Origin of the sequence: Flavobacterium hiemivividum, assembly GCF_004349145.1 — a bacterium.
Classification (GTDB): Bacteria; Bacteroidota; Bacteroidia; order Flavobacteriales; family Flavobacteriaceae; genus Flavobacterium; species Flavobacterium hiemivividum.
In genome coordinates, this window is sequence record NZ_SMFO01000004.1 from 1 (window position 1) to 25,841 (window position 25,841).

17 protein-coding genes, 1 tRNA gene and 1 rRNA gene are annotated in these 25,841 nt (G+C 35.2%); 9 read left to right on the plus strand and 10 right to left on the minus strand.

From position 1 onward, the window contains the following. Nucleotides 1-53: 53 nt before the first annotated feature. The 4 genes from rrf (at nt 54) to E0F98_RS07270 (ending at nt 7,603) form a co-directional block, all read left to right on the plus strand. Nucleotides 54-163, plus strand: a 5S ribosomal RNA gene (gene rrf / locus E0F98_RS07255). A 393-nt stretch (nt 164-556) separates the two neighbouring features. After that, nucleotides 557-4,732, plus strand: a complete 4,176-nt coding sequence (locus E0F98_RS07260) for a T9SS type B sorting domain-containing protein (protein WP_132110000.1) — start codon at nt 557-559, stop codon at nt 4,730-4,732. 65 nt (nt 4,733-4,797) lie between these two features. Continuing rightward, nucleotides 4,798-5,715 carry a PorP/SprF family type IX secretion system membrane protein gene (locus tag E0F98_RS07265; RefSeq protein WP_132110002.1) on the plus strand — a complete coding sequence of 306 codons (918 nt, stop codon included), beginning with the start codon at nt 4,798-4,800 and terminating at the stop codon, nt 5,713-5,715. Between the two features lie 16 nt (nt 5,716-5,731). Next, the gene (locus E0F98_RS07270) at nt 5,732-7,603 is read left to right on the plus strand and encodes an OmpA family protein (protein WP_132110004.1); all 1,872 of its coding nucleotides are present in this window, start codon (nt 5,732-5,734) and stop codon (nt 7,601-7,603) included. A 51-nt stretch (nt 7,604-7,654) separates the two neighbouring features. On the opposite strand, the gene miaE is transcribed toward E0F98_RS07270, so the two are convergent. Further along, nucleotides 7,655-8,236, minus strand: coding sequence for a tRNA-(ms[2]io[6]A)-hydroxylase (gene miaE / locus E0F98_RS07275; RefSeq protein ID WP_132110006.1), 582 nt, complete (start codon nt 8,234-8,236; stop codon nt 7,655-7,657). 110 nt (nt 8,237-8,346) lie between these two features. On the opposite strand from miaE, the gene E0F98_RS07280 reads away from it, so the two are divergent. After that, nucleotides 8,347-9,591: a glycosyltransferase gene (locus tag E0F98_RS07280; protein ID WP_132110008.1), complete on the plus strand. Its 1,245-nt coding sequence runs from the start codon at nt 8,347-8,349 to the stop codon at nt 9,589-9,591. A gap of 64 nt (nt 9,592-9,655) precedes the next feature. On the opposite strand, the gene E0F98_RS07285 is transcribed toward E0F98_RS07280, so the two are convergent. The 6 genes from E0F98_RS07285 to porU form a co-directional block, all read right to left on the minus strand. Further along, the gene (locus E0F98_RS07285; protein WP_132110010.1) at nt 9,656-10,027 is read right to left on the minus strand and encodes a RidA family protein; all 372 of its coding nucleotides are present in this window, start codon (nt 10,025-10,027) and stop codon (nt 9,656-9,658) included. A gap of 325 nt (nt 10,028-10,352) precedes the next feature. Then, the gene (locus tag E0F98_RS07290; RefSeq protein WP_132110012.1) at nt 10,353-12,002 is read right to left on the minus strand and encodes a pyruvate dehydrogenase complex dihydrolipoamide acetyltransferase; all 1,650 of its coding nucleotides are present in this window, start codon (nt 12,000-12,002) and stop codon (nt 10,353-10,355) included. A gap of 7 nt (nt 12,003-12,009) precedes the next feature. Then, nucleotides 12,010-13,008, minus strand: coding sequence for a pyruvate dehydrogenase (acetyl-transferring) E1 component subunit alpha (gene pdhA, locus E0F98_RS07295; protein WP_132110014.1), 999 nt, complete (start codon nt 13,006-13,008; stop codon nt 12,010-12,012). A gap of 143 nt (nt 13,009-13,151) precedes the next feature. Beyond that, entirely contained in the window at nt 13,152-13,634 is a 483-nt protein-coding gene (cdd, locus tag E0F98_RS07300; protein WP_132110016.1) for a cytidine deaminase, read from the minus strand. Nucleotides 13,635-13,728: 94 nt separating this feature from the next. Then, nucleotides 13,729-14,898: a type IX secretion system outer membrane channel protein PorV gene (gene porV, locus E0F98_RS07305; protein ID WP_132110018.1), complete on the minus strand. Its 1,170-nt coding sequence runs from the start codon at nt 14,896-14,898 to the stop codon at nt 13,729-13,731. Between the two features lie 38 nt (nt 14,899-14,936). Next, nucleotides 14,937-18,776 (minus strand): type IX secretion system sortase PorU, encoded by a 3,840-nt coding sequence (porU, locus tag E0F98_RS07310; RefSeq protein WP_132110020.1) that lies wholly within the window; start codon nt 18,774-18,776, stop codon nt 14,937-14,939. 210 nt (nt 18,777-18,986) lie between these two features. On the opposite strand from porU, the gene gldJ reads away from it, so the two are divergent. Both gldJ and E0F98_RS07320 read left to right on the plus strand, forming a co-directional pair. Then, complete coding sequence (gldJ, locus tag E0F98_RS07315) at nt 18,987-20,645, plus strand: gliding motility lipoprotein GldJ (protein ID WP_132110022.1); 1,659 nt, start codon at nt 18,987-18,989, stop codon at nt 20,643-20,645. Between the two features lie 67 nt (nt 20,646-20,712). Continuing rightward, a complete protein-coding gene (locus E0F98_RS07320; protein WP_132110024.1) occupies nt 20,713-21,996 on the plus strand; it encodes a UDP-N-acetylmuramoyl-tripeptide--D-alanyl-D-alanine ligase in 1,284 nt (427 codons plus the stop codon). A 382-nt stretch (nt 21,997-22,378) separates the two neighbouring features. Here the strand turns inward: E0F98_RS07320 and E0F98_RS07325 are convergent, their stop codons facing one another. Further along, nucleotides 22,379-23,149: a response regulator transcription factor gene (locus E0F98_RS07325; RefSeq protein WP_132110026.1), complete on the minus strand. Its 771-nt coding sequence runs from the start codon at nt 23,147-23,149 to the stop codon at nt 22,379-22,381. A gap of 148 nt (nt 23,150-23,297) precedes the next feature. Between E0F98_RS07325 and E0F98_RS07330 the strand changes: the two genes are divergently transcribed. Both E0F98_RS07330 and E0F98_RS07335 read left to right on the plus strand, forming a co-directional pair. Then, nucleotides 23,298-23,948: a DUF1349 domain-containing protein gene (locus E0F98_RS07330; protein ID WP_132110028.1), complete on the plus strand. Its 651-nt coding sequence runs from the start codon at nt 23,298-23,300 to the stop codon at nt 23,946-23,948. Between the two features lie 104 nt (nt 23,949-24,052). After that, a complete protein-coding gene (locus E0F98_RS07335) occupies nt 24,053-24,265 on the plus strand; it encodes a transposase (RefSeq protein WP_132110030.1) in 213 nt (70 codons plus the stop codon). Nucleotides 24,266-24,419: 154 nt separating this feature from the next. On the opposite strand, the gene E0F98_RS07340 is transcribed toward E0F98_RS07335, so the two are convergent. Next, nucleotides 24,420-24,497: transfer RNA gene (locus E0F98_RS07340), tRNA-Val, on the minus strand. 87 nt (nt 24,498-24,584) lie between these two features. Beyond that, nucleotides 24,585-25,805: a bifunctional folylpolyglutamate synthase/dihydrofolate synthase gene (locus tag E0F98_RS07345; protein WP_132110032.1), complete on the minus strand. Its 1,221-nt coding sequence runs from the start codon at nt 25,803-25,805 to the stop codon at nt 24,585-24,587. Nucleotides 25,806-25,841 lie beyond the last annotated feature (36 nt).

A 25,841-nucleotide genomic window follows, 5' to 3' on the forward strand; every position in this document is an offset into this window, starting at 1 on the left:
TTATAAAACAATAAACAACATTACAATAATTGCCCAAAGCAATTATAACCTCTTAAGGTGGTTATTGCGGCGGGGCTCACCTCTTCCCATCCCGAACAGAGTAGTTAAGCCCGCCTGCGCAGATGGTACTGCAGTTATGTGGGAGAGTATGTCGTCGCCTTTCTTTGAAAAGCCTATCTGAAAAGATAGGCTTTTTTGTTTTTAATCGGATTCAAACTTGGAAGCAGAGTTCATATATAGGATCATAACGAAAAGCTGTGGAGTAGCAAAAATTAGGGATCATAACGAAAAGCTGTGGATGATAACGAAAACTATTTGGATTTATTGCAAGCCTTTCCGTTTGTTTGTGTTTTTTTTGTAGTGTAGGACGGTGTAATATTTAACTTAGCTCGTTGTATAGTTGTACCAAAATTTAAAATATTGTTTATTATTTTGTTAATTATATATTAAAATTTCATTGGCTTTGCCAAAATAAAACTTTACTTTTATTTTTTTAATTCAACGGATAGTTCTGTGGAGTCTTGCTCTTAAGTTTTAATTTAATAAAAAATATTATATGAAAAATAAATTACTTTTATTTTTATTGTTTTTTTCATTTTTCGGAAGTAAAGTTGAAGCCAAAAATTTCGAGCATATTATAAATAATTATAAGCAAAATTTACAGCTAAAGGCATCTGTAAGTTTAAACGATACTGTTAAAAAGAAGATTCTCGCCTCAAAAACAGTTGGAACAAAGGCGATAATTCCTCCACCATTAACTACTGCTGGTAGTGCTTGTAAAGATGCTTCTCAAGCTACAGTGCAAGTTTTTCTTAATGCTTCTGGTGGTAGTGGAGATGTTTTAGAGTGGTATGGTAGTCAATCATCATCATCTATTTTACATACTGGGTCTATTTATGCACCTTTAATCGGTTCTACGACTACTTATTATGTGCGGACTCGTTCTGGTACTGATTTTAGTATCCGGGTTCCGGTTGTTGCTTCGGTTTATATCAACCCTCCTACTTTAATTTTATCTATGTCGCCTTCTGGAAATGGTATTTGCCAGGGTGAGTCAATTGTTTTTACAGCGACTGGTGGTGGCAATTTGTATGAATTTTTAGTTGATGGAAGTATTAAGCAAGCGATGTCAACTAGTAATACTTTTTCTGCAAGCGGTTTAACGGATGGTCAAACAGTTAAAGTTCGTTCTAGGTATGGTGTTATCTATGATGGTGTAATTACTGAAACCGTATGGGGCACTGGGGCTTTGGAAGATAATTTGATGTCGGCAGCTCTGTCCCCTAATGCAGTTGATGGTCATATTAATTCTATCAAAATGAGTTCTACTGAGGATCAATTGGTTTTTGGTATCTCAAGTAGGTTAAGTGGTGATAAAAGTTTGTTGCTGTTTTTAGATACAAAACCTGGAGGTTTTAATATTGCTAATTATGGAGATGAACCAATTACACCTCAGTTAGTAAAAGGATTTAATTATTTCAATAATAACAATCCATATAATATTTTTGATTCGTATTTTTTTCCAGATTATTGTTTAGCAATACAATCTAGTGATGGTGGAATTACTTATTTTGCGGATGTTATAGAATTAAAATCGGGTACATCTACTAAAATTAATTTGGGAAGCGCCTCTACTGGCTCCCCCTCTGCTTCCATGGGAATTAATTCTGGAAATTCTGGAATTAATGATTATAATTTAGGTTTCGAAGTTGGAGTTTTCAAGGCACTTCTTGGGTACAGTGTTGGAGATATTAAATTTTTTGCGCTTACAATGCAAGATAATATTGTAACTAATTCATTTTTAAGCCCAGAGACAGTAAAAACAATTGATTTTGGTGCTGGATTTGTGGATTATAATAATGAAAACCCTAATGCTGTCGTTGTGTCTGGAGATGCTTTAAAGCCATGTTATAAAGAGGATTCAAAGACAATTACTATTGCTCCTTTACCAACAATATCTGGTGATTCAACTGTATGTGTTGGTTTAACAACTGCATTAACAGGTTCAGGAGCACCAAGTGCTACAAACCCATGGACGTCTGAATCTCCTAGTGTTGCTACAGTAAATAATTCTGGTGTTGTAACAGGAGTTTCTGCTGGTACTAGTGTGATAAGATATACTGATGTAAATGGTTGTACCAGTACACAGACAGTAACTGTAAATTCTTTGGCAAGGATAACAGGTACTCCAATTGTTTGTGTTGGTTCTACAACAACATTAACAGGTTCGGCTACGCCAAATGCTACCAATCCTTGGGTATCTGCTACTCCAAGTGTAGCTACGGTTAGTAATTCTGGAGTTGTAACAGGAGTTTCAGATGGTACGAGTGTAATTACATATACAAATAGTAATGGTTGTACAGTTACTCAAACAGTAGTTGTAAATCCATTGCCAACAATAACTGGTACTCTAAACGTTTGTGTTGGCTTAACGACAACATTAACAGGCTCAGCTACACAAAATACTACAAATCCATGGGTATCCGCTTCCCCGAGTGTTGCTACGATAAATAGTTCTGGAGTTGTAACGGGAGTTGCAGTTGGTACGAGCTTAATAACCTATACCAATAGTAATGGATGTGAAATAACACAAACATTTACTGTAAATGCTTTACCAACGATTTCTGGAGCTACGACTGTTTGTGTTGGTTTAACAACTACTTTAACAGGATCAGCTACACCAAATGCTACCAATGCTTGGGTATCTGCTACTCCAAGTGTAGCTACAGTTAGTAGTTCTGGAGTTGTAACAGGAGTTTCAGCTGGTACAAGTGTAATTACATATACAAATAGTAATGGTTGTTCTGTTACTCAAACAATAACAGTAAATCCATTACCAACGATAACTGGTACTCCAAATGTGTGTATTGGTTTTTCAACGACTCTAACAGGTTCAGCTACGCCAAATACTTCCAATCCTTGGATATCTGCTACTCCAAGTGTCGCTACCGTAAATAATTCCGGAGTTGTGACAGGAGTTTCAGGTGGTACAAGTATAATTACGTACACAAATAGTAATGGATGTACAATAAATCAAATTTTTACTGTTTATGCGACGCCTACTATTTCAGGTAGTCCAACTGTTTGTGTTGGTTTAACAACTTCATTAACAGGTTCAGGAACACCAAATGCTACAAATCCATGGACGTCTGCTACTCCAAGTGTAGCTACTATTAGTAGTTTTGGAGTTGTAACAGGAGTTTCAGCTGGTACTAGTTTGATAACATATACTGATATTAATAGTTGTACAATTACGCAAACAATAACTGTAAATCCTTTGCCAACGATAACAGGTACTTCGACTCTTTGTGTTGGTTCTACAACAATATTAACAGCTTCGACTACTCCTAATGCTACCAATCCTTGGGTTTCTGCTAGTCCATCTATAGCAACGGTTAGTAATTCTGGAGTTGTAACAGGAGTTTCAGCTGGTACAAGTGTAATAACATATACAAATAGTAATGGTTGTAACGTTACTCAAACAGTAACTGTAAATTCTTTACCAACCATCACTGGTACTCTAAACGTTTGTATTGGGTTAACAACAACATTAATAGGCTCAGCTACACCAAACGCTACAAATCCATGGGTATCCGCTTCCCCGAGTATTGCTACGATAAATAGTACTGGGGTTTTGACTGGGGTTGCAATTGGTACTAGTTTAATAACCTATACCAATAGTAATGGATGTGAAATAACACAAACTTTTACTGTAAATCCTTTGCCAATCGCTACTTTGTCAAGTAATGATTCTGATAATTCATTTTGCTCAGGTACTTCAGTAACCTTCACTGCAGGGGGTGGTGTTAATTATAATTTTAGAGTAAATAATTCAAGTGTTCAAAATGGAACTTCGGCAACTTATGTAACATCAAGTTTAATAAATGGTCAAAATGTAGATGTGGTTGTTACTAATGCTTCAGGTTGTATAACTACAAGCTCAGGAATCACTAATTCAGTGCTTTCATTACCAGTTCAACCTATATTAAGTATTAATGCCCAGCCAAGTTGTATTTCTTCTTCGGGAAGCTTTAAGATTTCCAATTATAATGCTGCTTATTCATACACGATAAGTCCATCAACAGGGGTTGTAAGGTCCGTGGATTTAGTAACTGCGCCTTCAGGGAATTATGTTGTGACAGCCACTTTTGGAACATGTTCTGCTTCAGCAAGTATTACAGTTAATCCAATACCTCCACAAATTCAATTTGAAATCATCGGTGACTGTATAGATAAAGATTATGTTATTACAGCTAATCCATTGTCTAGTTCATATGACCCCAATAATGTAGATTACCAATGGAAAGATAGTTCCGGTTTTCCAGTTGGAACAAATTCAAATATTTTAAATGTTTCAGATCTGATAGCTTCAACTCCTGCAAAGGAAGTATTTCCTTTAAACTATAGTTTAACGGTAACATCAACAGCAACGGGTTGTGCAACAAACAAAACGATTACAGTGGAGACCATTTATTGTAATATACAAAAAGGAATTTCGCCAGATGGTAATGGGGTAAATGACTATTTTGATTTAACATTAATGGATGTGAAAAAACTGGAAATATTTAATAGATATGGAATTAAAGTTTATGAGCAAGCAAATTATGCGGACCAATGGAAAGGACAGTCAAATAAAGGCGAAAATCTTCCTAGCGCAACGTATTACTATGTAATGGAACTTGATAAAGGCGAAATAAAAACAGGTTGGATTTATTTAATCAGAGAAAAATAATAGATTAATTTATTTTGTAACTCCACAATTACGATTTGGACGAACAAAACAAAAAACAAATAGATATGAATAAAATATTTTTGACCTCTATTATAGTTCTTATTGCCTATATGGATTCATATGCACAACAGAACCCCCATTATACTCAGTATATGTATAATATGAATGTTGTTAATCCTGCTTACGCAGGTTCAAAAGAAAGTATTTCTTTTGGAGCGCTGTATAGAAAGCAGTGGGTCAATATCGATGATGCTCCTACAACTTTTACTTTTTCGGGACACGCTCCTGTAGGGAGTAATGTTGGACTTGGATTGTCTGTTATTTCAGATAAAATTGGACCAGTAACAGAGCAAAATGTTTTCGGGGATTTTTCGTATACATTAAAATTAAATGAGACGCACCGATTGGCATTCGGAATAAAAGCGGGTGTGTCGTTTCATCAAGTTGGTTTAAGAGATATTCAATCTACTTTACCTGATCCTTCTGATGGAGTTTTTGGAGAGGATATAAATGATGCTACTTTAAATATAGGAGCGGGTATTTTTTATTACTCTGATAAATATTATGTGGCTTTGTCAGTACCTAATATGGCCAAATCGGCTCATTTGGATTACAATGGACGTGAGTATGGTTCAGATGTTTCTCATTATTTTTTAACAGGAGGATATGTTTTTGACCTTAGTTATGAATTAAAGTTCAAGCCTTCTTTCATGTTGAAATCTGCGTTTAATGTTACGCCGTCTCTAGATGCATCTGCGAATTTTTTATACATGGAGAAAATAGAGCTTGGAGCGACATACCGATTAGAAGATAGTTTTGGCGCTATGGTAAATTTTGCCATTACTCCTGAATTAAGAATTGGATATGCCTATGATCATATTGTTTCGAATTTAAAAATTTCGACGCCATCATCGCACGAGTTTATAATCTTATATGATTTGTTTACAGCAAAAAAAGCTTCACGTTCACCTCGATTTTTCTAATACAAAAAATTAATTAATGAAAAAATATACTACCATTTTATTTTTTGTTTTTAGTAGCATGGCTATTTTGGCACAAAGTAAACAAACTAGATCTGCGGATAATTTGTTTGATAGTTACGATTATGTTAAAGCGGCGGATGCTTATAAGTTGTTAGTCGAAAAAGGGAACAATGATTCTTACGTTTTAAAACAACTTGGAGCCTGTTATTATTACATGAATAATACAGCTGAAGCTGAAAAGTGGTATGCGCAAGCCTTTACCTCTAAAGAGGATGCAGATACTTATTACAGGTATGCGCAACTGTTGAAGTCAAATGGGAAGTATGCAGAGTCTGATCGCGAGATGAAAGTATTTGCCGCTATGAGACCAAACGATCCAAGGGCAATTGAATTTATTAAGAATCCAGATTATTTATCTAAGTTATCAGCGCAAGAGAAATTATTCGATCTAAATAAATTAGAATTTAATTCAGATAAATCTGATTTTGGTGCTATACAATATAACAATGTTGTTTATTTTGCGAGTTCGAGGAATGAAAGTCGAAAAATTTACGGTTGGAACAACGAGCCTTTCTTAGATATATATCAATCAAATTTTGAGGAAGAAGGGGCGACTTATTCAAAGCCTACTCTTATGTCTGGGCTTAATTCAGTTTATCATGAAGGGCCTTTAACAATGACCAGGGATGGAAAAACAGTTTATTTTTCCAGTGAAAGTTTTAACGAAAAGATGTTCGAGAAAAATAAGGCTAGAAAAGTAAAATACGGACAAGTAAACTTGTTTAAGGCGAGTAATGATAATGGGAAATGGATAAATATTATGCCATTGCCATTTAATGGAAAAAGCTATTCAGTTAGTAATCCTTCGATTTCAAAAGATGGAAGTACGCTTTATTTTGCTTCTAATATGCCTGGATCAATCGGTGGTTTAGATATATGGAGAGCAAGTGTTAATGCAGATGGAAGCTTTGGGACGCCTATGAATTTAGGTGATAAAGTTAACACTACCGAAGACGAGAGTTTTCCATTTATTTCTGATGAAGGCGTATTGTATTTTTCATCGAAAGGACTAACTGGTTTAGGTGGTTTTGATGTATTTTCGTTTAATCCAGATATAATGCAGCTAGCAAGTAACTTAGGAAAGCCAGTCAATTCTGAAAAAGATGATTTTGCTTTCACTTTTAATAAGAAAGATAAAAAGGGATATATTTCCAGTAACCGTTCTGGTAGAGATCAGATTTATTCTTCAGTTGTTGTAATTGGAAATGGGCAAATACGTGCAATCGTTAGTAATTCTGTTAACGGAAATATTTTAGACAATGCCAGAGTAGCTATTTTCGATGCTGATAAAAAACAATTGGATAGGCAATTAAGTAATCCAAAAGGGGAGGTGATTTATAGTGCGAAAAATGATAGGTCTTATCTTGTAGAGGTCGGAAAAGATGGATACGTGTCAAAATCACTTCCCGTAACTGTTATCAATGGTGGTGAGTTTGTAGTTGAAGCTAAACTTGATCCTATTAATGTTGTTGTAACAGAAAGCGAGATTATTTTAAATCCAATTTATTTCGATTATGATAAAAGTGATATTACCACATTAGCTGCTACTGAGTTAGACAAATTGGTTTATATGATGTCACAAAATAGTAGTTTAAAAATATATGTTAAATCGCATACTGATAGCAGAGGTACTGATGATTATAACATGAAACTTTCGGAGAGAAGAGCTAAGTCAACTGTCAACTATTTAGTTTATAAGGGAGTAAGTCCTGAAAATATTTCAGGAAAAGGTTTTGGAAAATCTGAATTAAAAATTGATTGTCATTCGAAATGTAGTGATGAAGATCACGCAGTAAATAGACGATCAGAATTTATGATAATTAAATAAAAATAAAGAAGGGATGATCGAAAGATATCCCTTTTTTATATAATAGATTTATTAACCGTGAATTGTTTCGTTTTTTCCGTAGTTGACGATGATGGAAGTTTCAAATTCAATCCATTCTTGCCATCTTTTGTCGACATCAACATTGTCTGCATATTTTCTGGCAAAGCCTAAAAACATCGTATAATGTCCAGCTTCGGAAATCATAAGGTCGCGATAGAATTTAGCCAATACTGGATCTTTAATGTTTTCTGATAGCACCTTAAATCGTTCACAGCTGCGAGCTTCAATCATAGCAGAAAACAGTAAACGCTCACACAAAGCGTCATTGCGGCTACCATCTTTTTTCATGAATTTAAAAAGTTCATTTACATAGTGATCCTTTCGTTCACGGCCCAAAGTCAGTCCTTTGCTTTTTATTAAATCGTGGACCATTTGTAGGTGTTCTAATTCTTCTCGGGCAACAATCATCAATTCAGTTACTAATTCTTCTTTTTCCGAATTTTGCGTGATAAGACTTATAGCATTCGACGCCGCTTTTTGTTCACACCAGGCATGGTCTGTCAAAATTTCTTCAATATTTGATTCAACTATATTTACCCATCTTGGGTCTGTGACTAATTTTAATCCTAACATGTCATTTTATTTAATTATAGCAAAATTAGTGTTTTCTTTCTGATTTTTAGTTTTAATGATGGTTTAGAGGTTTAAATTGTATTATTTTGTAATCGAATTTAAATATCAATATGAATCAGTTAAAAAAGCTTTTAATAATTGGTAGCGTCTGGCCAGAACCTAATTCTTCGGCTGCGGGAAGCAGAATGCTACAGTTAATTTCTCTATTTAAAGAGGAAGGATTCGGGATTACATTGGCCAGCCCCGCTACGGATAGTGATTTTATGTTTGATTTAGAAGAGATAGATGTAGTGAAAAAAACGATTGTTTTAAATTGCTCAAGTTTCGATGCATTCGTCAAAGAATTGGATCCATCAATAGTATTGTTTGATCGTTTTATGATGGAAGAACAATTTGGATGGCGGGTTAGCGAAAATTGTCCAGATGCATTAAGATTGCTAGACACCGAAGATTTACACTGTTTGCGATTAGCACGTCAAAAGGCATTTAAGGAGAAAAGGCAGTTTAAAATCGCTGATTTGTTGATGGAAGAAGTCGCTAAAAGAGAAATTGCAAGTCTTTTACGTTGCGATTTATCTTTGATGATTTCAGAATATGAAATGGAATTACTTACAGATACTTTTAAAATTGATAGTTGTTTGTTGTTTTATTTGCCTTTTTTATTGGAACCTTTAACTAATGCGGATTTAGATTTATTGCCTTCATTCGAAGAAAGAAAGAATTTTGTTTTCATAGGTAATTTTCTGCATGAACCTAATTGGAATGCTGTTCAATATTTGAAAGAAACCATGTGGTCGAAAATAAAAAAGCAATTACCAGAGGCGGTTTTAAATGTTTATGGTGCTTATCCGTCTCAAAAGGTTTTACAATTGAATAATGTCAAGGAAGGTTTCTTGATACGTGGTCGTGCCGCTAATGCTAATGAAGTAGTTGAGCAAGCGCGTGTGGTTTTAGCGCCTTTGCGTTTTGGCGCCGGAATTAAAGGTAAACTATTAGAAGCTATGTATTGTGGAACGCCTAGTGTTACAACTACTATTGGTGCAGAATCGATGCATGGGAATTTGGACTGGAATGGTTTTATATCTGATGATGTGGAAGCTTTTGCAAAGCACGCCGTACAATTGTATCAAGTTGAAGCGCTTTGGCTGAAAGCGCAAGAAAACGGAATTGAAATAATTAATCACCGATATTTAAAACGATTATTTGATGCTGATTTTAAGGAAAAAATAAAATATTTGCAAGCTAATTTGGAACAGCATCGTTTGAATAATTTTATGGGATCGTTACTGCAACATCATACTCTGAAAAGTACAAAGTATATGTCTATGTGGATTGAGGGGAAGAATAAAGTGTAGTTGCTTTCAATTTGTGCTAATTTAATAATATGTTTAGCATCTGTCCTAGGGTGGAGTTTTTGCTTTATAGAACTATGGCAATTGCCTCAATCTCTATTAACCAGCCTCTGTTTCCTAGTATCGTGACACCGACTAAGGTACTAGCGGGATAATTTTCATTTCCTAGAAAAGCATTTCTAATTTTTCTAAAAACGGGTAAATCAATTTCTGGATTAAAATTCACTATATAGGTAGTCATTTTAACGACATCTTTAAATGTTGCGCCACAATTGTGCAGTTGCTTTTCTAAATTTTGGAAGGTAGCAATAGTTTGTAATTCTAAAGTACCGCCAAGTCCAATTTGGCCCGAAATATAAATTGTTTTGTAAGTTCCCGTTTTTACAACAACTGTTTGAGAAAAACCTTCATTAGGTTCGATATATTGTTTTTCAATCATGAAATGAAAAATTTAATTTTTGTAAAATTAGTTGAAAATTTTTAATATAATTGGAATTCTGTTCTCCGCGTTAGTTGATGCTGAAATGCCAATCATTAAGGATAGAGTAATCTTAATTATTGGATTTTTCTGTTTAGTATTATGTTTTTTTGCATGAGGGATGGAAGCGGCATCCTTTTATGGATCTCGTTTTTTAACGAGAGGAATAAAAGATATAGCGAACAGCCCGACACCGCTGAAACTTTAGTGGAAGCGGGGTCATGCCCAAATAAAAAACCCGCCAAGATTACTCAAGACGGGTTTTACTTTTATACGGAATCAGTAATTATGCAAGCATCGTTACTGGGTTTTCAATGTATTGTTTTAATGTTTGTAAGAACTGAGCTCCAGTTGCTCCATCGATAGTACGGTGGTCGCATGCAAGAGATAACATCATAGTGTTTCCTACAACAATTTGGCCATTTTTAACCACTGGTTTCTCTACAATTGCTCCTACAGATAGGATTGCAGAGTTAGGTTGGTTGATGATAGAATTAAATTCTACGATACCAAACATTCCTAGGTTAGAAACTGTAAACGTACTTCCTTCCATTTCTGTTGGTAGTAGTTTTTTGTTTTTAGCTCTTCCCGCAAGATCTCTCACACTTCCTCCAATTTGAGATAAACTCATTGCATCTGTAAATTTCAATACAGGTACAACTAATCCATCTTCTACAGCTACAGCAACACCAATATTAACATGATGATTGATCGTAATTGCATCTTCTTTCCACTGAGAGTTAATTTTTGGATGTTTCTTTAATGCCATAGCACATGCTTTGATGACCATATCATTAAAAGAAACTTTTGTATCAGGAACGCTGTTGATTATAGTTCTAGATTTCATTGCGTCATCCATCGTAACTTCTATAGTTAAGTTGTAATGAGGTGCAGTGAATAAAGATTCTGCCAATCTTTTCGCAATGATTTTACGCATTTGCGAATTTTTGATTTCTTCTGTAAATACTTCTCCAGCAGGAACAAATACTTTTGGTGCGGCAGCAGGAGCGGCGGCAGCGTCGGTTTTTGTTGCTGGTGTAGTAGCTGCTTGTTGTGGAGCAGCAGTTGCAGGAGTGAAATTTTCAATATCGCTTTTTACAATACGTCCATTTTCGCCTGAACCTTTTACTTGTGTCAATTGAATTCCCTTGTCACTTGCAATTTTCTTTGCTAGTGGAGAAGCTAAAATTCGTTTTCCGTCAGCGGCAGCTTCTTGAGTTACTGTTGCTGCTGCTTCAGCTGGTGCTGATTTAGTTTCTTCAGTTGATCCAGTAGGTTTTGCTGAACCATCAGTACCGTGATTTTCTGCAATACCTGAAATGTCTGTTCCTGCTGGGCCTATAATAGCTAATAAGCTATCAACAGGAGCTGCGTTTCCTTCTTCAATTCCTATGTATAATAAAGTTCCTTCGTTAAAAGACTCAAATTCCATAGTTGCTTTATCAGTTTCGATTTCAGCTAGGATATCACCTTCACTAATTTTATCACCTACCTTTTTTAACCAAGTCGCTACTGTACCTTCTGTCATGGTATCGCTTAAACGTGGCATAGTAACTACAACAACTCCTTTTGGTAAAGTGGCTGCTGCAGCTGGTGTTGCTTTTTCTTCTTTTGTGGTTTCAGATGGAGTAGGAGCAGTTTCAGCTGCTTCTGTAGTCGTTGAGGACTTTCCTGCTATCAAAGCAGCAATATCTTCACCTTCTTCTCCAATAATAGCAAGTAAAGAATCTACTGCTGCAGTTTCTCCTTCTGGAATTCCTATATGTAATAGAGTCCCTTCATTGAAAGACTCAAATTCCATTGTTGCTTTGTCAGTTTCAATTTCAGCTAGAATATCTCCTTCGCTAATTTTGTCTCCTACTTTTTTAAGCCAAGTCGCTACCGTTCCTTCCGTCATAGTATCGCTCAAACGAGGCATTGTAATAATTGTTGCCATAATTGATTTATAGTTTATGAGGTATGAATGGATAGTTTTCTTGATCGTATACTACGTCGTAAAGTTGTTGCACTGGTGGGTAATCAGATTCTTCAGCAAAGTCTACACATTCTTGAACTAAATCTTTTACTCTTTGATCAATCGCTGCAATTTCTTCTTCGGTAGCATAATTTTGATCTTTTATCAAGTCTAAAACTTGAGTAATAGGATCTATTTTTTTGTACTCTTCTACTTCTTCTTTAGAACGGTATAGTTGTGCGTCAGACATTGAGTGTCCTCTGTAACGATACGTTTTCATTTCTAGGAATGTTGGTCCGTCTCCACGTCTTGCTCTATCGATAGCCTCTGTCATAGCTTCTGCTACTTTTACAGGATTCATTCCATCAACAGGTCCGCAAGGCATTTCGTAGCCTAAACCTAGTTTCCATATATCTGTGTGGTTGGCTGTTCTTTCTACAGAAGTTCCCATTGCATAGCCGTTATTTTCAACGATAAAAACAACTGGTAATTTCCATAACATAGCCATATTAAAAGCTTCGTGTAAGGAACCTTGACGGGCTGCACCATCACCAAAATAGGTCATAGTTACTCCCCCTGTTTCAAAATATTTATCCGCAAAAGCCAGTCCAGCTCCTACAGGAATTTGTCCACCTACAATCCCGTGTCCACCATAAAAACGGTGTTCTTTAGAGAAGATATGCATAGAGCCCCCCATTCCTTTAGAAGTTCCGGTAACTTTTCCTAAAAGCTCAGCCATAACTCGTCTTGGGTCTACACCCATTCCTATAGGTTGAACGTGATTTCTATAAGCAGTAATCATTTTATCTTTAGACAAGTCCATCGCATGCAGAGCACCTGCAAGTACAGCTTCTTGACCATTGTATAAATGTAAAAATCCTCGGACTTTTTGTTGAATGTATAATGCTGCAAGTTTGTCTTCAAACTTTCTCCAAAGTAGCATGTCTTCATACCACTTTAAGTATACCTCTTTTGTAACTTCTTTCATCTCAATTGTTCTTTTGCTAAAGTTTTATTGTGTTGTCAACTAGTACCTATACCGCAAAATAGTCTCCTCACACAAATTTGCGAATGGCAAAAATAAGACATTCCATCTAAGCAGTAAAATTTAATAGGTAATTTTTAGAATTTTTACAAGAATTTTTTGTCGAACATAAATGGCAGTAAATTTTTTAGGGAATCTGATTTGTAGATATCGCCTATTTCTCCCATAAAATAAATTTCGATTGGAGCCTCTTGTCGGATTTCATATTCGGCTATTGATTGCCTGCAAGCGCCGCATGGCGGAATAGGAGCCATAGTTTTATTAGAGTCAGAAGCTGCTGTGATAGCCATTTTTAAAATCTTTGCTTCAGGATAAGCGGCGCCTGCATAAAAAATTGCCACGCGCTCAGCACAAAGTCCTGACGGATATGCTGCATTTTCTTGGTTTGAGCCCACTACCACTTTTCCGTTGTCTAAAAATAGAGCCACGCCTACTCTAAATTTAGAATAGGGAGCGTATGCATTTTTTCGAACTTCAGCCGCTTGAGACATTAAATCCTGAATGTCAGTTGGTAATTCCGATATTGAATTATAGACAGAGAATGTGTTAACAATAGATATTTCCTTCATAGTTATAGAATTGTTTTTAAACAAAAAAAATCCAAATTTCATGTCCGCATTTGCGGGATGGAAATTTGGATTGTAAATTAGATTTTACAGTTGGCTAATATACATCATATTTGTCACCAAAATTAAAAGTAAGAGAGAAACGTAAGGTGTTCTCTAAAGGATTTTTAACTTTCGAAGCCGAAAATAAATAGGAGAGGTCTACTTTAACGATATTGTATTTAAATCCTGCTCCCATAGTGAAGAATTTTCTAGCGCCTTTCTGAGAGCTTTCATTAAAGTATCCCAAGCGCAAGGCAAAGGACTCTTGGTATGAATATTCAGCTCCTATAGAGTAAGTTACTTCTTTTGCTTCTTCGCCAAAGCCATCTGGGGCATCACCAAATGATTTAAATACACCAGATACCCAACCAATAGATCGGTAATTGTCTAAATTTTGCGCTCTTTCTTCGGTTGTAATTGTACCGTCGCCATTTAAATCAGGATCTTGAGGAGTTGGTACTAGTAGTTTATTGAACTCGACATTTAATGCAATTTTATTATAATCGTCCAAAATAAAATCAAACCCTGTTCCTAGTTTTAAATTTGCAGGTAAAAAGTTGGTGCTTATTTCGTCGTTGTCATAACTGATTTTTGGCCCTAAGTTCTGAATATTAAATCCCGCTCTCCATCTTCCGTTAAATTCATTGTATGCTATTTCTTCTGATTGGTAGAACCCTGCAACATCGATTGCAAATGAATTAGCTGCAGATGCATCTCCATTATCAGTAACTACTTTTAAATTCGAATGAATATATCGGCCGGCAACAGCCATAGAGAATTGTTCGCTTAATTTTAACGAGTAAGAGCCGTCAAGAGCAAACTCATTTGGAGCTACTTTTCTTGGTACTTCGTTCTGATCTCCGGTTTCGCGCAATTCGATTTCACCAAAACCGAAGTATCGAATGCTAGTGGCAAAAGCACTGCGCTCGCTTATTTTATTGTAATAGGTTAATTGCCCCAAAGAAATATCATTAGCTAAATCCGTAAGATAGGGAGTGTAACTCATGGAGAATCCTTGCTTGTCAATTGAAAAAGCATATTTTGCAGGATTCCATTGTTGTGAAAAAGCATCTGCTGATGTAGCGACTCCTATGTCTGCCATACCCGCAGCTCTGGCGTCTGCAGAAACTAATAAGAAAGGAACTGCAGTGGTGATTACTCTATCTTGTGCGCTTGCAAAAGAAACGGCGAGTATACAGCTTGTAAAGAGTATTAATTTCCTCATTTTTTTATAAAAATTCATTAAACAAATATAGTGTTTTATTAAAGCAGTACAAGCTTTTCAAACTTTTCTGCTCTTTTATTGGTTAAGGTTGATTTGACAGTTAGTTTGTAGATATATACTCCTTTTCCTATCTTATTACCAAAATCATCTTTACCATCCCATGTAATCTCTTTCGATAAAAAACCTTCGGTCGAAATAATTTGGTTTGTTGTCCAGACCACCTTTCCCGTTATTGTCATTACTTGTACTTGTACCATCAATGGTTCGTATGGCCTGTTATGGGTAAACCAAAACTGTGTGTAATTAACAAATGGATTTGGATAATTTAATACATGTGTCAAAGTTATCGTTTCATCTCCAACTACTACAAACTGGATTTCAGTAGTTATGGGATTATTGTATACGTCCCAAGCCTTGAATGTAATAGTATGTAAACCGATCGCTAAATTGCGCAGCGGAAACCGTAAACTTCCTTTTGTATAATCATCCAGATTCGTTTGATAATAATCATTTAATAAATAAGGATTACTAACGTCTCCGTCTAAAATAGCCACAATATCATGTCCAATACCACTAGCAGTATTGATACCATTTTCATCTTCGAGAAAAGCCAGTAGGAATGGGGATGCGTTTGTTATACCGCCAGAAACAAAAGTTTCGTCATTCATATATAACTTAACTTTTGGACTATTATTGTCTTCGATGGCATTTTCATTAACGCCTCCTATCTTGATACTGGTTTCAAATCCACTTTCATTTTCTAACGCCTGACCTTTTTTAGCATAAAAACTGATTTTTCCATTACCTAAAGGAATGCGAATGTCTCTAGGTACTACGAAATCAAATTCAAATAATCCATTTGTAACGGAAGCATTTCCTCTGAAAATCGTTTCGCCTAGTGTATTAAAATTCATAGGAGGACTATTGTTGTCATTATTAAATGTAGCCCTTTGAATTGTTTTGTCAAATATTGTAGTGGAAACTTCGCCATTATAATTGCTTAGCAGTTGGTCCTTTTCGTCAGTGATTTCTCCGCTCACTTTCATGCGGGCTAACGATTTAAAGTCGTCTGTACTTTGTGTAATAGGAACATCATTTACTTTTGTGAGTTTTATTTTTGGCTTCGGTATTGCTAGGATTAATGCGGGATCACCTAAATAAAAAACCACATTTGTGGCACTGTTTGGATTGCTGTTTTTTGCAATTCGTAAGGCTTCAGCAATTGAGGTGTATTGGCTGGAGCCAAAAGAGAATAGTTTTTCAGAAAGTACATCGTTGAAATTTTCAGCGCTAAATTGTCCGATAGCACGAACGGTGGTGATCATTGCGATGGCTCCACCTTTTGGATTCCAGTAAGTATATTCGCCAGCTGTGGGTCTTAATGGATTGTCAAAACGGGAGAATTCACACGTAAGCGTTATGAATAGCGGGTATTTGTATTGGTTGCTTAAATTTTGCCCGTCAGATTTCTCCCAAATTCTTTCTGCAGCTAATCCGTCTTCTCCTCCATGGCCTAAATAATTGAATACTAATGCTCCTTTTTCGAATGCATTAAATATATCTGTTCTTGCTTTTGGATACCTAAAACCTCCTGCAGATGCTTCTTGAGTATAGGAATCCAAAAAAATCTTATTGATGTTGAAAAAGGACTTTTCGGATGTGATTTTTTCGGCCAATTTATTTTGCCTGCTTTGCAAAGAGGCGTCCGAAGTTGCATCTGAGTCATCGCTAATCATTACAAAATTGTTTCTCCAGCTTCCGTATGATTTCGCGTCATGGTACTCGATTACTTTATTGACCATTTCCTCGGCCTGCTGTGGGTTGTTTACAATCATTCGTCCAACAGCAATATCAATACCGCCAAAAAAAGAAACTATATTTCCTTCATTACTATCCATCAAGCCGAAAAAATCATCAGATGAAAAAGAGCGTTCTCCCGTTGTGTTGCTGTTAAGCGCATGAAATATAGGTACGATGTTTGTATTGTTGATGGTTCGGTTTTTATAATCAAAGGAAGCGTCTCCAAAAAGATTGACGTACTTTATCCTTTTTGCAGGAGTCGAGGCGTTGTCATAAATATATTTGATACAGTTTCTAATTGCTGCTATATCTTGTTTTCCTGAGGAAAATTCAGGATATATTGACTCCGTTGTAATGACTTTTACGTTCAGCTTAGAATAGTTTCGATGGAAAACAGCTAGTTTTTCGGCTTGTGATAGTAAAGAATTTGGAGTGATAATTACATAATCAATATCTTCAAATTGACCTTGATTGCTTTTGAAGACAGTACCCTTAATGTTTTGATTTTGGACTTTAGGTCTATTGTCTTTTAAAGGAAGGTAATAGTCAGCAGCGTCAATTGCTATATATTTACGGAGTTCTCCTAGAGTTGCTTTAAAGGAAAAGTCTTGCTGATTGTTGTTTGTAATTGTCGTTACATTATATAGGTCTGTAACATCCCAAACTTGGTTAATCGCTGCTGAGTTAGAAAAGTTGTAGTTTGCTATTCCCAGACTAGCAATTGAGGCGTCGTATTGAAAGTGAAATTGTTTGCCATAACCTTGAAGTTTCCTTTTGGCTATTAATTGAATGTTGTCTAAAAAACCTTTTGAGCCAGGTACACCGTTATTATTATAACTTAATTTTATTTTCACATTTTCTGATGCAGTAAGAGTAGTGTTATTCGGTAAAGAACCAACATTAAATTCAACGTCGGAATTGGTGTTTAATGCTGGAAAGAATATCATATTGATGAGTTGTTCATCGGAAGTAATTTTAAAAGATGTTGGAGTGTAAGCTGCAGAAGCTGCAGTCGTTTTAATTTTTATTGGTGTCGAAAGGTCTATGTTTGGAAAATTAAATTCAAATTCCTGATCTTGGTTAATGTCAAAAGCTTCGCCAAACCATTGTCGGCCTAGTTTTGCAATATTTACTAAATCCAATTCATGGAACTGGTGATCATCAAAAGTGTTTATGTTTATCGTGCTGTTGCCAGAAGGTTGATCTATTTCCTTAATTCTTTTTCCATCCTCACTTGAAGTGGTGATGTAGTAATACGATTTAGTGTCATAGAGATTAATGTTAGTTTGGCTTTCTGTATTATAGGTGTCAACGCCTTCAGCATAAAATAAAATATAATCTTCATTATCGAATTTGCCGTCGTTCTCTCCAATAAGTTGAATTGCGTTTTCGGTTAAATCAGAAGGGTAATCAATGGCGTTTGACATGGGTAGCATTCTCCCGCCGTTTCCAAAGATTTTAAGTTTTTTAGGATTGACTGTGTTCAAGTCTATGCCTAATTCTTGCAGGAAGCTTTTTGATATTTTATAAACGCCAGATTTTTCAACATAAAAGCGATACCAATCTCCGGAAGCTAATACAGAATTGGAGATTGAGTTTGTTACTTTATTTGAGTTTGACGTTTTTGCTGTTGCTGTAGTGGTGTTGTTTATCTTGTACGAAAAAGATTTAATCCTTTTATAGCCATTTTCGTCATTAATTATAGGAGATACGCTGAGGAAGGATTGTGTAATGCCTCTAGACTCCGTATTTCTTAGTGAATATGATATTTTTTTCGGAATATTTTCAGCTGATAAGTCTCCAATTTGAGCTGCGGTGATAGATTCGAAAATTAAATTGCTGATTTGGATATCAGCGTTGGGAGAAAGTATCGGTGCTGTTAATTCTAAGGTATATATAAGTTTTTTTTCAGCTGCATCATACTGATAACTGCTACCATTAAATTGTGGGATATTGATTGTATACGTTTCAAAAGAAGTTGCTCTTTTTTCTGTCCATTCAATAGTCACGTCACCAGCGGCCTGTCCAAAGGTTATATAAGAAAGTAGTAATAAACTATAAAGTAGTAGTTTTTGCATTTTTTGCTTAAATTGCATAAAAGGTTAGTAGATGTCTAAAGTAAAAATATATCTTTTAGTATAAAAACAAATAATAAATAGTATAAATTTGCGTTTGATTTGTATAATACGTTTGATACAAATCATCTGGATAAAATTATTTCAAACGGCGTTGTGAGTTAATTGTTAATTATTATATTGCAAGACCTAAATTATTACCTTTAAAAGAGTATGAAAGTAAATAAAATTACAGCCTTACGATTGATGCTGTCAATAACAATGATTATTGGTTTGGCGAGTTGTAGTAAAAAATCAAGTTCGAAAAATTCATCAAGAGCTACTGGTTGGAACGTAGATCGTAAAAAAGCTTCGGATGGTAAAAAGCAAATCGCTGGACCTGGATTAGTTTTTGTTGAAGGTGGAACTTTTACTATGGGTAAAGTACAGGACGATGTCATGCATGATTGGAACAATACTCCAACGCAACAGCACGTGCAATCCTTTTATATGGATGAAACCGAGGTGACTAACTTTATGTATTTGGAGTATTTGGATTGGTTAAAAAGTGTGTTTCCTCCAAGTGAAGATAATTATAAGCATATCTATGAAGGTGCTTCTCCAGATACTTTAGTGTGGAGAAACAGATTGGGTTATAATGAAACTATGACTAATAATTATTTGAGACACCCTTCTTATGCTGATTACCCTGTGGTTGGTGTAAACTGGATTCAAGCTCAAGAGTTTAGTAAATGGAGAACAAACCGAGTAAACGAAGCAATCTTAGAGAAAAACGGATATTTGAAAAAGAATGCCAAAACGGATGAGGTTGATGCTGAAAGTGTTTTCGATACAGAAACTTATATTAATTCCCCTACAAGTTCTTACGGAGGTAAGAATGAGACTGTAGTGCTTAAAAAGTCAAATGGACGACAAGCCAAAGGGGCGGAACAAAAGAATGTTTATGCGCAACGTTCTTCAGGGATTATTTTACCCGAGTATAGGCTTCCTACTGAGGCAGAATGGGAGTATGCAGCTGCAGCCGATGTGGGGCAAAGAGAATATAATATTTATAAAGGACAGAAAAAATATCCTTGGTCTGGTAGTTATACCCGTTCTGGGAAGAGACAGAACAGGGGAGATCAGTTGGCTAACTTTAAGCAGGGTAATGGAGATTACGGTGGTATAGCAGGTTGGTCTGATGATGGAGCTGATATAACGAATGCTGTTAAAAAATATCCAGCAAATGATTTTGGCTTGTATGATATGGCTGGAAATGTGGCTGAATGGGTAGCTGATGTTTATAGACCTATTGTAGATAAGGAAGCAAATGATTTCAATTACTTTAGAGGAAACCGTTACACGAAAAATAAAATTGGTGAGGACGGTAAAGTAGAAATAGTCACTTTAGAGACGATGAAGAAAGACACCTTAAGTAATGGTAAAATTATTGTAAGAAGTTTCCCAGGAGAAATTGCACAGGTTCCGGTTGACGAAAATGAAACTTACTTAAGACAAAATTTTGACAAGAGTAATAATATAAATTATAGAGATGGTGATAAGCAGTCTTCTATATATTATGATTTTGGATCATCTGAAACAGATAATTTGAAAGAGGATAAAGCAATGTATAATTCACCTAAACACAATGTGACAACAGATAGTTTAGGTTTGATGGTTAGAAAATACGATAAATCAAGTAAGAGAACTACTTTGATAAATGATGATGTACGAGTTTATAAAGGTGGTTCTTGGAGAGATAGAGCATATTGGTTAGACCCTGCTCAAAGAAGGTATTTCCCACAAGATATGGCTACTGATTACATCGGATTTAGATGCGCGATGTCAAGAGTTGGTCCAAAAGCAGAAAAGAGAAAATCTGCAAGAAATTAATTTAAATAAAATATAAAATAATAATAAAAGCCCTTTCATTAGGGCTTTTTTTTTAATCGTTTTTAAAATGGATATAGCTAAAATTCATAGTTTATTTTTGAATTGTAAATCAGTTTCAATAGACACTCGTAAAATAAAGTCAAATTCATTATTTGTTGCCATAAAAGGAGATCGATTTGATGCCAATACATTTGCTGTTGAAGCTTTGGCAAAGGGTGCGTCTTACGTGATAATTGATAATGAAAGTTATTATATTGATGAAAGAACTATTCTGGTAAAAGATAGCTTGGTTACTTTGCAAGAATTAGCAAAATTCCATAGGACGTATCTAAATCTGCCTATTATAGCACTTACGGGAAGTAACGGGAAAACAACTACTAAAGAGTTAATTCAGGTCGTTTTGGCCAAAAAATATAGAACAAAAGCGACTGTTGGCAACCTTAACAATCATATTGGGGTTCCTTTGACTTTGTTGTCTTTTAATAAAGAAACGGAAATAGGTATTGTCGAAATGGGAGCTAATCATAAAAAGGAAATTGAATTTCTTTGTGAAATTGCAAAACCTGATTATGGATATATTACGAATTTTGGTAAAGCACATTTAGAAGGATTTGGAGGTGTTGCAGGTGTTATAGAGGGTAAAAGCGAAATGTACAAGTATTTATCACAAAATGATAAGTTAGCCTTTGTAAACTTAGAAGATCCAATTCAAGTGGAGAGGACTAAAGGTCTAAAAATATTTTCTTTTGGTGTAAATAGGATTAATACGGATGTATGTATTACATCTATTAAGGCGAATCCTTTTGTGGTTATTTGTTATTCAGACGTTGTGATTTCTTCTCATTTAATAGGGCTTTACAACGCCAATAATCTAAATGCGGCAATCTCGATAGGAAAGTTCTTTGAAGTAGGTGATTTATCTATAGAAGCAGCTTTAGAGAGTTATATTCCTGAGAATAACAGATCGCAAATGTTGACGAAAGGAACAAATCAGATTATCCTTGATGCTTACAACGCTAATCCCAGTAGTATGGCTGTAGCAATTGAAAACTTCCTTCAGCTAGATAGTCTAAATAAAATAATGATCTTGGGTGATATGTTTGAATTAGGTGCCGAAAGTAAGAAAGAACATCAGGAAATTGTTGCTTCGCTTTTGAAAGAAAAAGAACTACAATGCTATTTTGTAGGTGAGGCGTTTTATTTAAGTAGAGTTGATAATCCTCAGTTTAAATTTTATGAATCATTTGACTCTTTCTCTACTTCGTTAAAGGATGTTGGTATTGAAAACTATACTATTCTTATAAAAGGTTCCCGTGGAATGGCTTTAGAACGAACATTGGATTTTTTATAGTTTAGTGAATGTTATAAAACAAAAATACATCATCCAGATTAGATCAGATGGTGTATTTTTTATGGTTATAAAAAAAACTCCTTAATTTCTTAAGGAGTTTTGTGGGCTGTCAGGGACAGCAACCGAACACTTGATACCAATTTTGACGTTTTTCAAAAACCTAAAATAGTATAAATCTGAAAACAAAAACGCCATTATCTTCCAATGGCGTTGTTTGTCTTTCTGTGGGCTATCAGGGGTTACAATCGAACACCTTATACCTATTTTAACCTTTTTTGAAATATTAAAATAATATAAATTCAAAGGCAAATAATGCTATTTGATGGGCAACGACATTATTTTTCTTTGTTCGATACTTAGTTATAATTATCTTTCACTAAAATCATTTTAACAAATGCAGCGCATTTGCAGTTCTTACAGCCTCTATCGAATTACTAACATTTAATTTTTCTAAAATATTTTGCCTGTGCCTATTTACAGTATTGATACTGATAGTCAATTTATTTGCAATTTCTTTACTGATTATTCCTTTACTGATTAATACTAAAATTTCTTTTTCCCTCACTGACAACAACCCGATACAATTATCGTATGTTTCAACATGAAAAAAAGCACCCGTTTTTGTATTTATTATTTTTCCGTCGATTCCGCTAAAAGATTCTGGCATCTCGTAGGAATAGTTGTAAAGACAAACAGCAAGCCACAAGCCTCCTTTAGAACTGTTCTTTAGATAGAAATTACGATGCATAATATGCTGATATTCCTTATTACTATTTATAGCTCTAATTTTACAATTGGTTGTATAGTTCAAGCGTTCTTCCGGCGCTAAAGCCTTTAAAAAATTAAAAAAATCTAATTCTAAAAGATGCCTTTCGAAAAGATCATCCGGGTGAATTCTTTGGTAAATATCATCTTCCCAAATTGAATCAATGGTAAAATATTCAGAAGAATCCATCTCAAGAAAATTTCGAAAATTTCCTGATAAAATATAACTCTTTTTTTCTGCAAGGTCTGATATTACTGCTACAGAATGTTCTATTTGCACATATCCCTTCATCATTTCTATAACTTCGTCAATAGATTCTCTGCGTTTGTCTACGCTATCAATTGATTCTGAAGAAAATTTATTTTCCATGTTTGTAATAACACTCATGCGAGATTGTATTTTTTGTTTTTAAAAAACAATTAAGATTACAAAGTTAATAAATATGAGTATCTTGACAGTAAAATGGTTATAAATAACTATTGTCACATAAATTAAGATTTTTAAACTTTGTAGGCTAATAAAAAATTAAAAAATAATGAAGAGAATCTATTTAATATTAATCGTTTTAAGTATGACCGCTATAAAAACTAATGCCCAAAAATTGAATTCAATGAACTGGTTAAACGAACCGGAAAATTGGGAAATAAAAGACAATAAGCTTACAATGCAGGTGACACCTCAATCTGACTACTGGACAAAAAGCCACTATGGTTTTACAGTACATGATGGCCCATTTCTTTACACCGAACGAAGTGGCGAATTTGAGGTAGTGCTTAAAATGAGCGGCGCTTACAAAACCAGATTTGACCAAGTGTGTCTAATGCTGCGAATAGATGAAAAGAATTATATCAAAACCGGTGTTGAATATGTTGATGGAATCTATAACATAAGTACGGTGCACACCATTGATAAAAGTTCCTGGAGTGTTTTAGGTTTAAAAGAACAGCCAAAAAATGTTTGGATGAAAGCCGTAAGAAGATTAGATGCAGTTGAAATTTTCTACTCTACAGATGGAAAGAATTTTACGATGACCAACACGGTCTATTTTCCAGAATTTAAAACGGTTCAAGTTGGCATGATGGCTGCAAGCCCAGACGGAAAAGGTTTTACTGCAGCATTTGAAGATTTCAAAATTACACACCTGCCCGACCAAAGACGACTAGAATGGTTGAAGAACAATCAATAAATCTATTAATAAGGTCTTTAATTTAAAATGAAGAAAACTGCTGAGCAAAATTATTTCAGCAGTTTTTTTATTGATAATAGTCATTGGTTTGCAAAATTAGCCAAATGGCATCAAAAATTAGATTAATCTGGTATAAGTCTTTCGGTACAATCTCTGGTACAATTAGCAATGATTATCAAACCATATTGAACTATTTTGATAATAGAAGTGCCAATGCCTCTGCAGAATCTTTCAATGCAAAAATAAAAGCATTTAGAACTCAGTTTAGAGGAGTGAGAAAGATAGAATTTTTCCTTTTTAGACGCACTACTTTTTAGGCCTAATTTTTACTGCTCCACAGGTTTTCGTTATTATCCACTGGATTTCGAACCAAAAGAGTCAATGAAGCAGTGCAGCTAATCTACTTGATTAACAAGCAATTAGGGTCAAATAAAAAAGAGACAAACCAGAATATTTCTGTTTTGTCTCTTATGGTGGGCGATGAGGGGTTCGAACCCCCGACCCCCTCGGTGTAAACGAGGTGCTCTGAACCAGCTGAGCTAATCGCCCTCAGTGCAATTCGATAATTTTCATTTCCTTATTGCGAGTGCAAATATAAGGCTGTTTTTTGAATACGCAAGCAAAAAAGAGAAAAAATTATAAAATTTCTGCAACCACAAATGTACTTCCGCCAATGTATATAAAGTCAGTGTCTTCGGCTGCTTCCAGTGCTTTTTCGTAAGCTGTTGTAATTGAATTAAATACTGTTCCTGTTAAACCGTGTTCACTTGCTTTAGTTGCTAAAATTGTTGCGTCTAAACCGCGTGGATTATTTGGCTTTGAGAAATAGTAAATTGCATTTTGCGGGAAAAGTGGCAGGATTTGATCTAAGTCTTTGTCATTAACCACTCCTAAAACAATATGTAGTTTTTTAAATGTCTCTTTTTGAATTTGATTCAAGACAATCTCCAGTCCGTTTTTATTGTGCGCAGTGTCGCAAATTACTTTTGGATTATCACCTAGTTGCTGCCATCTTCCTTGAAGTCCGGTATTTTTTACCACATTTTGAAGGCCGATTCTTATTATCTCTTCGGTAATTTTAAATTCTGCTTGTGAGTTTAGAATCTCGATCGTCTGTAAAACGGCTTTTTTATTGTGTACTTGGTAGTCACCTATTAAATCTGAAGGGTGATTTTCTGAAATTAAGTCGGAAGCGAAATAGATTTCTGAGTTGTTTTCTTTGGCTGTAGCCCAAAAAACAGCTTTCGTTTCTGGAGTATATTCTCCAATGACGACAGGAATATGTGGTTTGATTATACCGGCTTTCTCGCCAGCGATAGCTTCGATAGTGTTTCCGAGAAACTGAGTGTGATCTAAGCCAATATTTGTAATTACTGATACTAGCGGAGTGATGATATTTGTTGCGTCTAAGCGACCGCCCATACCAACTTCGATAATAGCGATATCTACTTTTTCTTTGGCAAAGTAATCGAAGGCCATACCTACGCTCATTTCGAAAAAACTGATGTCATTCGATTCAAAAAATGGTTTGTTTTCATTGATAAAAGCACATACAAATTCTTCTGTGATATCAATACCATTTATTTTAATGCGTTCTCTGAAATCTTTTAGATGCGGAGAAGTGTATAAGCCTACTTTGTATCCAGCCGCTTGAATTATTGAGGCTAACATGTGGGATGTAGATCCTTTGCCGTTAGTTCCGGCAACATGAAGGCAACGTACCTTTTTATGTGGATTGTCAAGATGATTAGTCAGCAAGTGCGTGTTTGTCAAGTCTTTTTTATAGGCAGAGGCGCCCTGAAGCTGATACATAGGGAGTTGGTTAAACATCCAATCCGTAGTTTCTTGATAATTCATTTTGTTTGTAGTGTATATTGTTTTTCGTACTTAAGG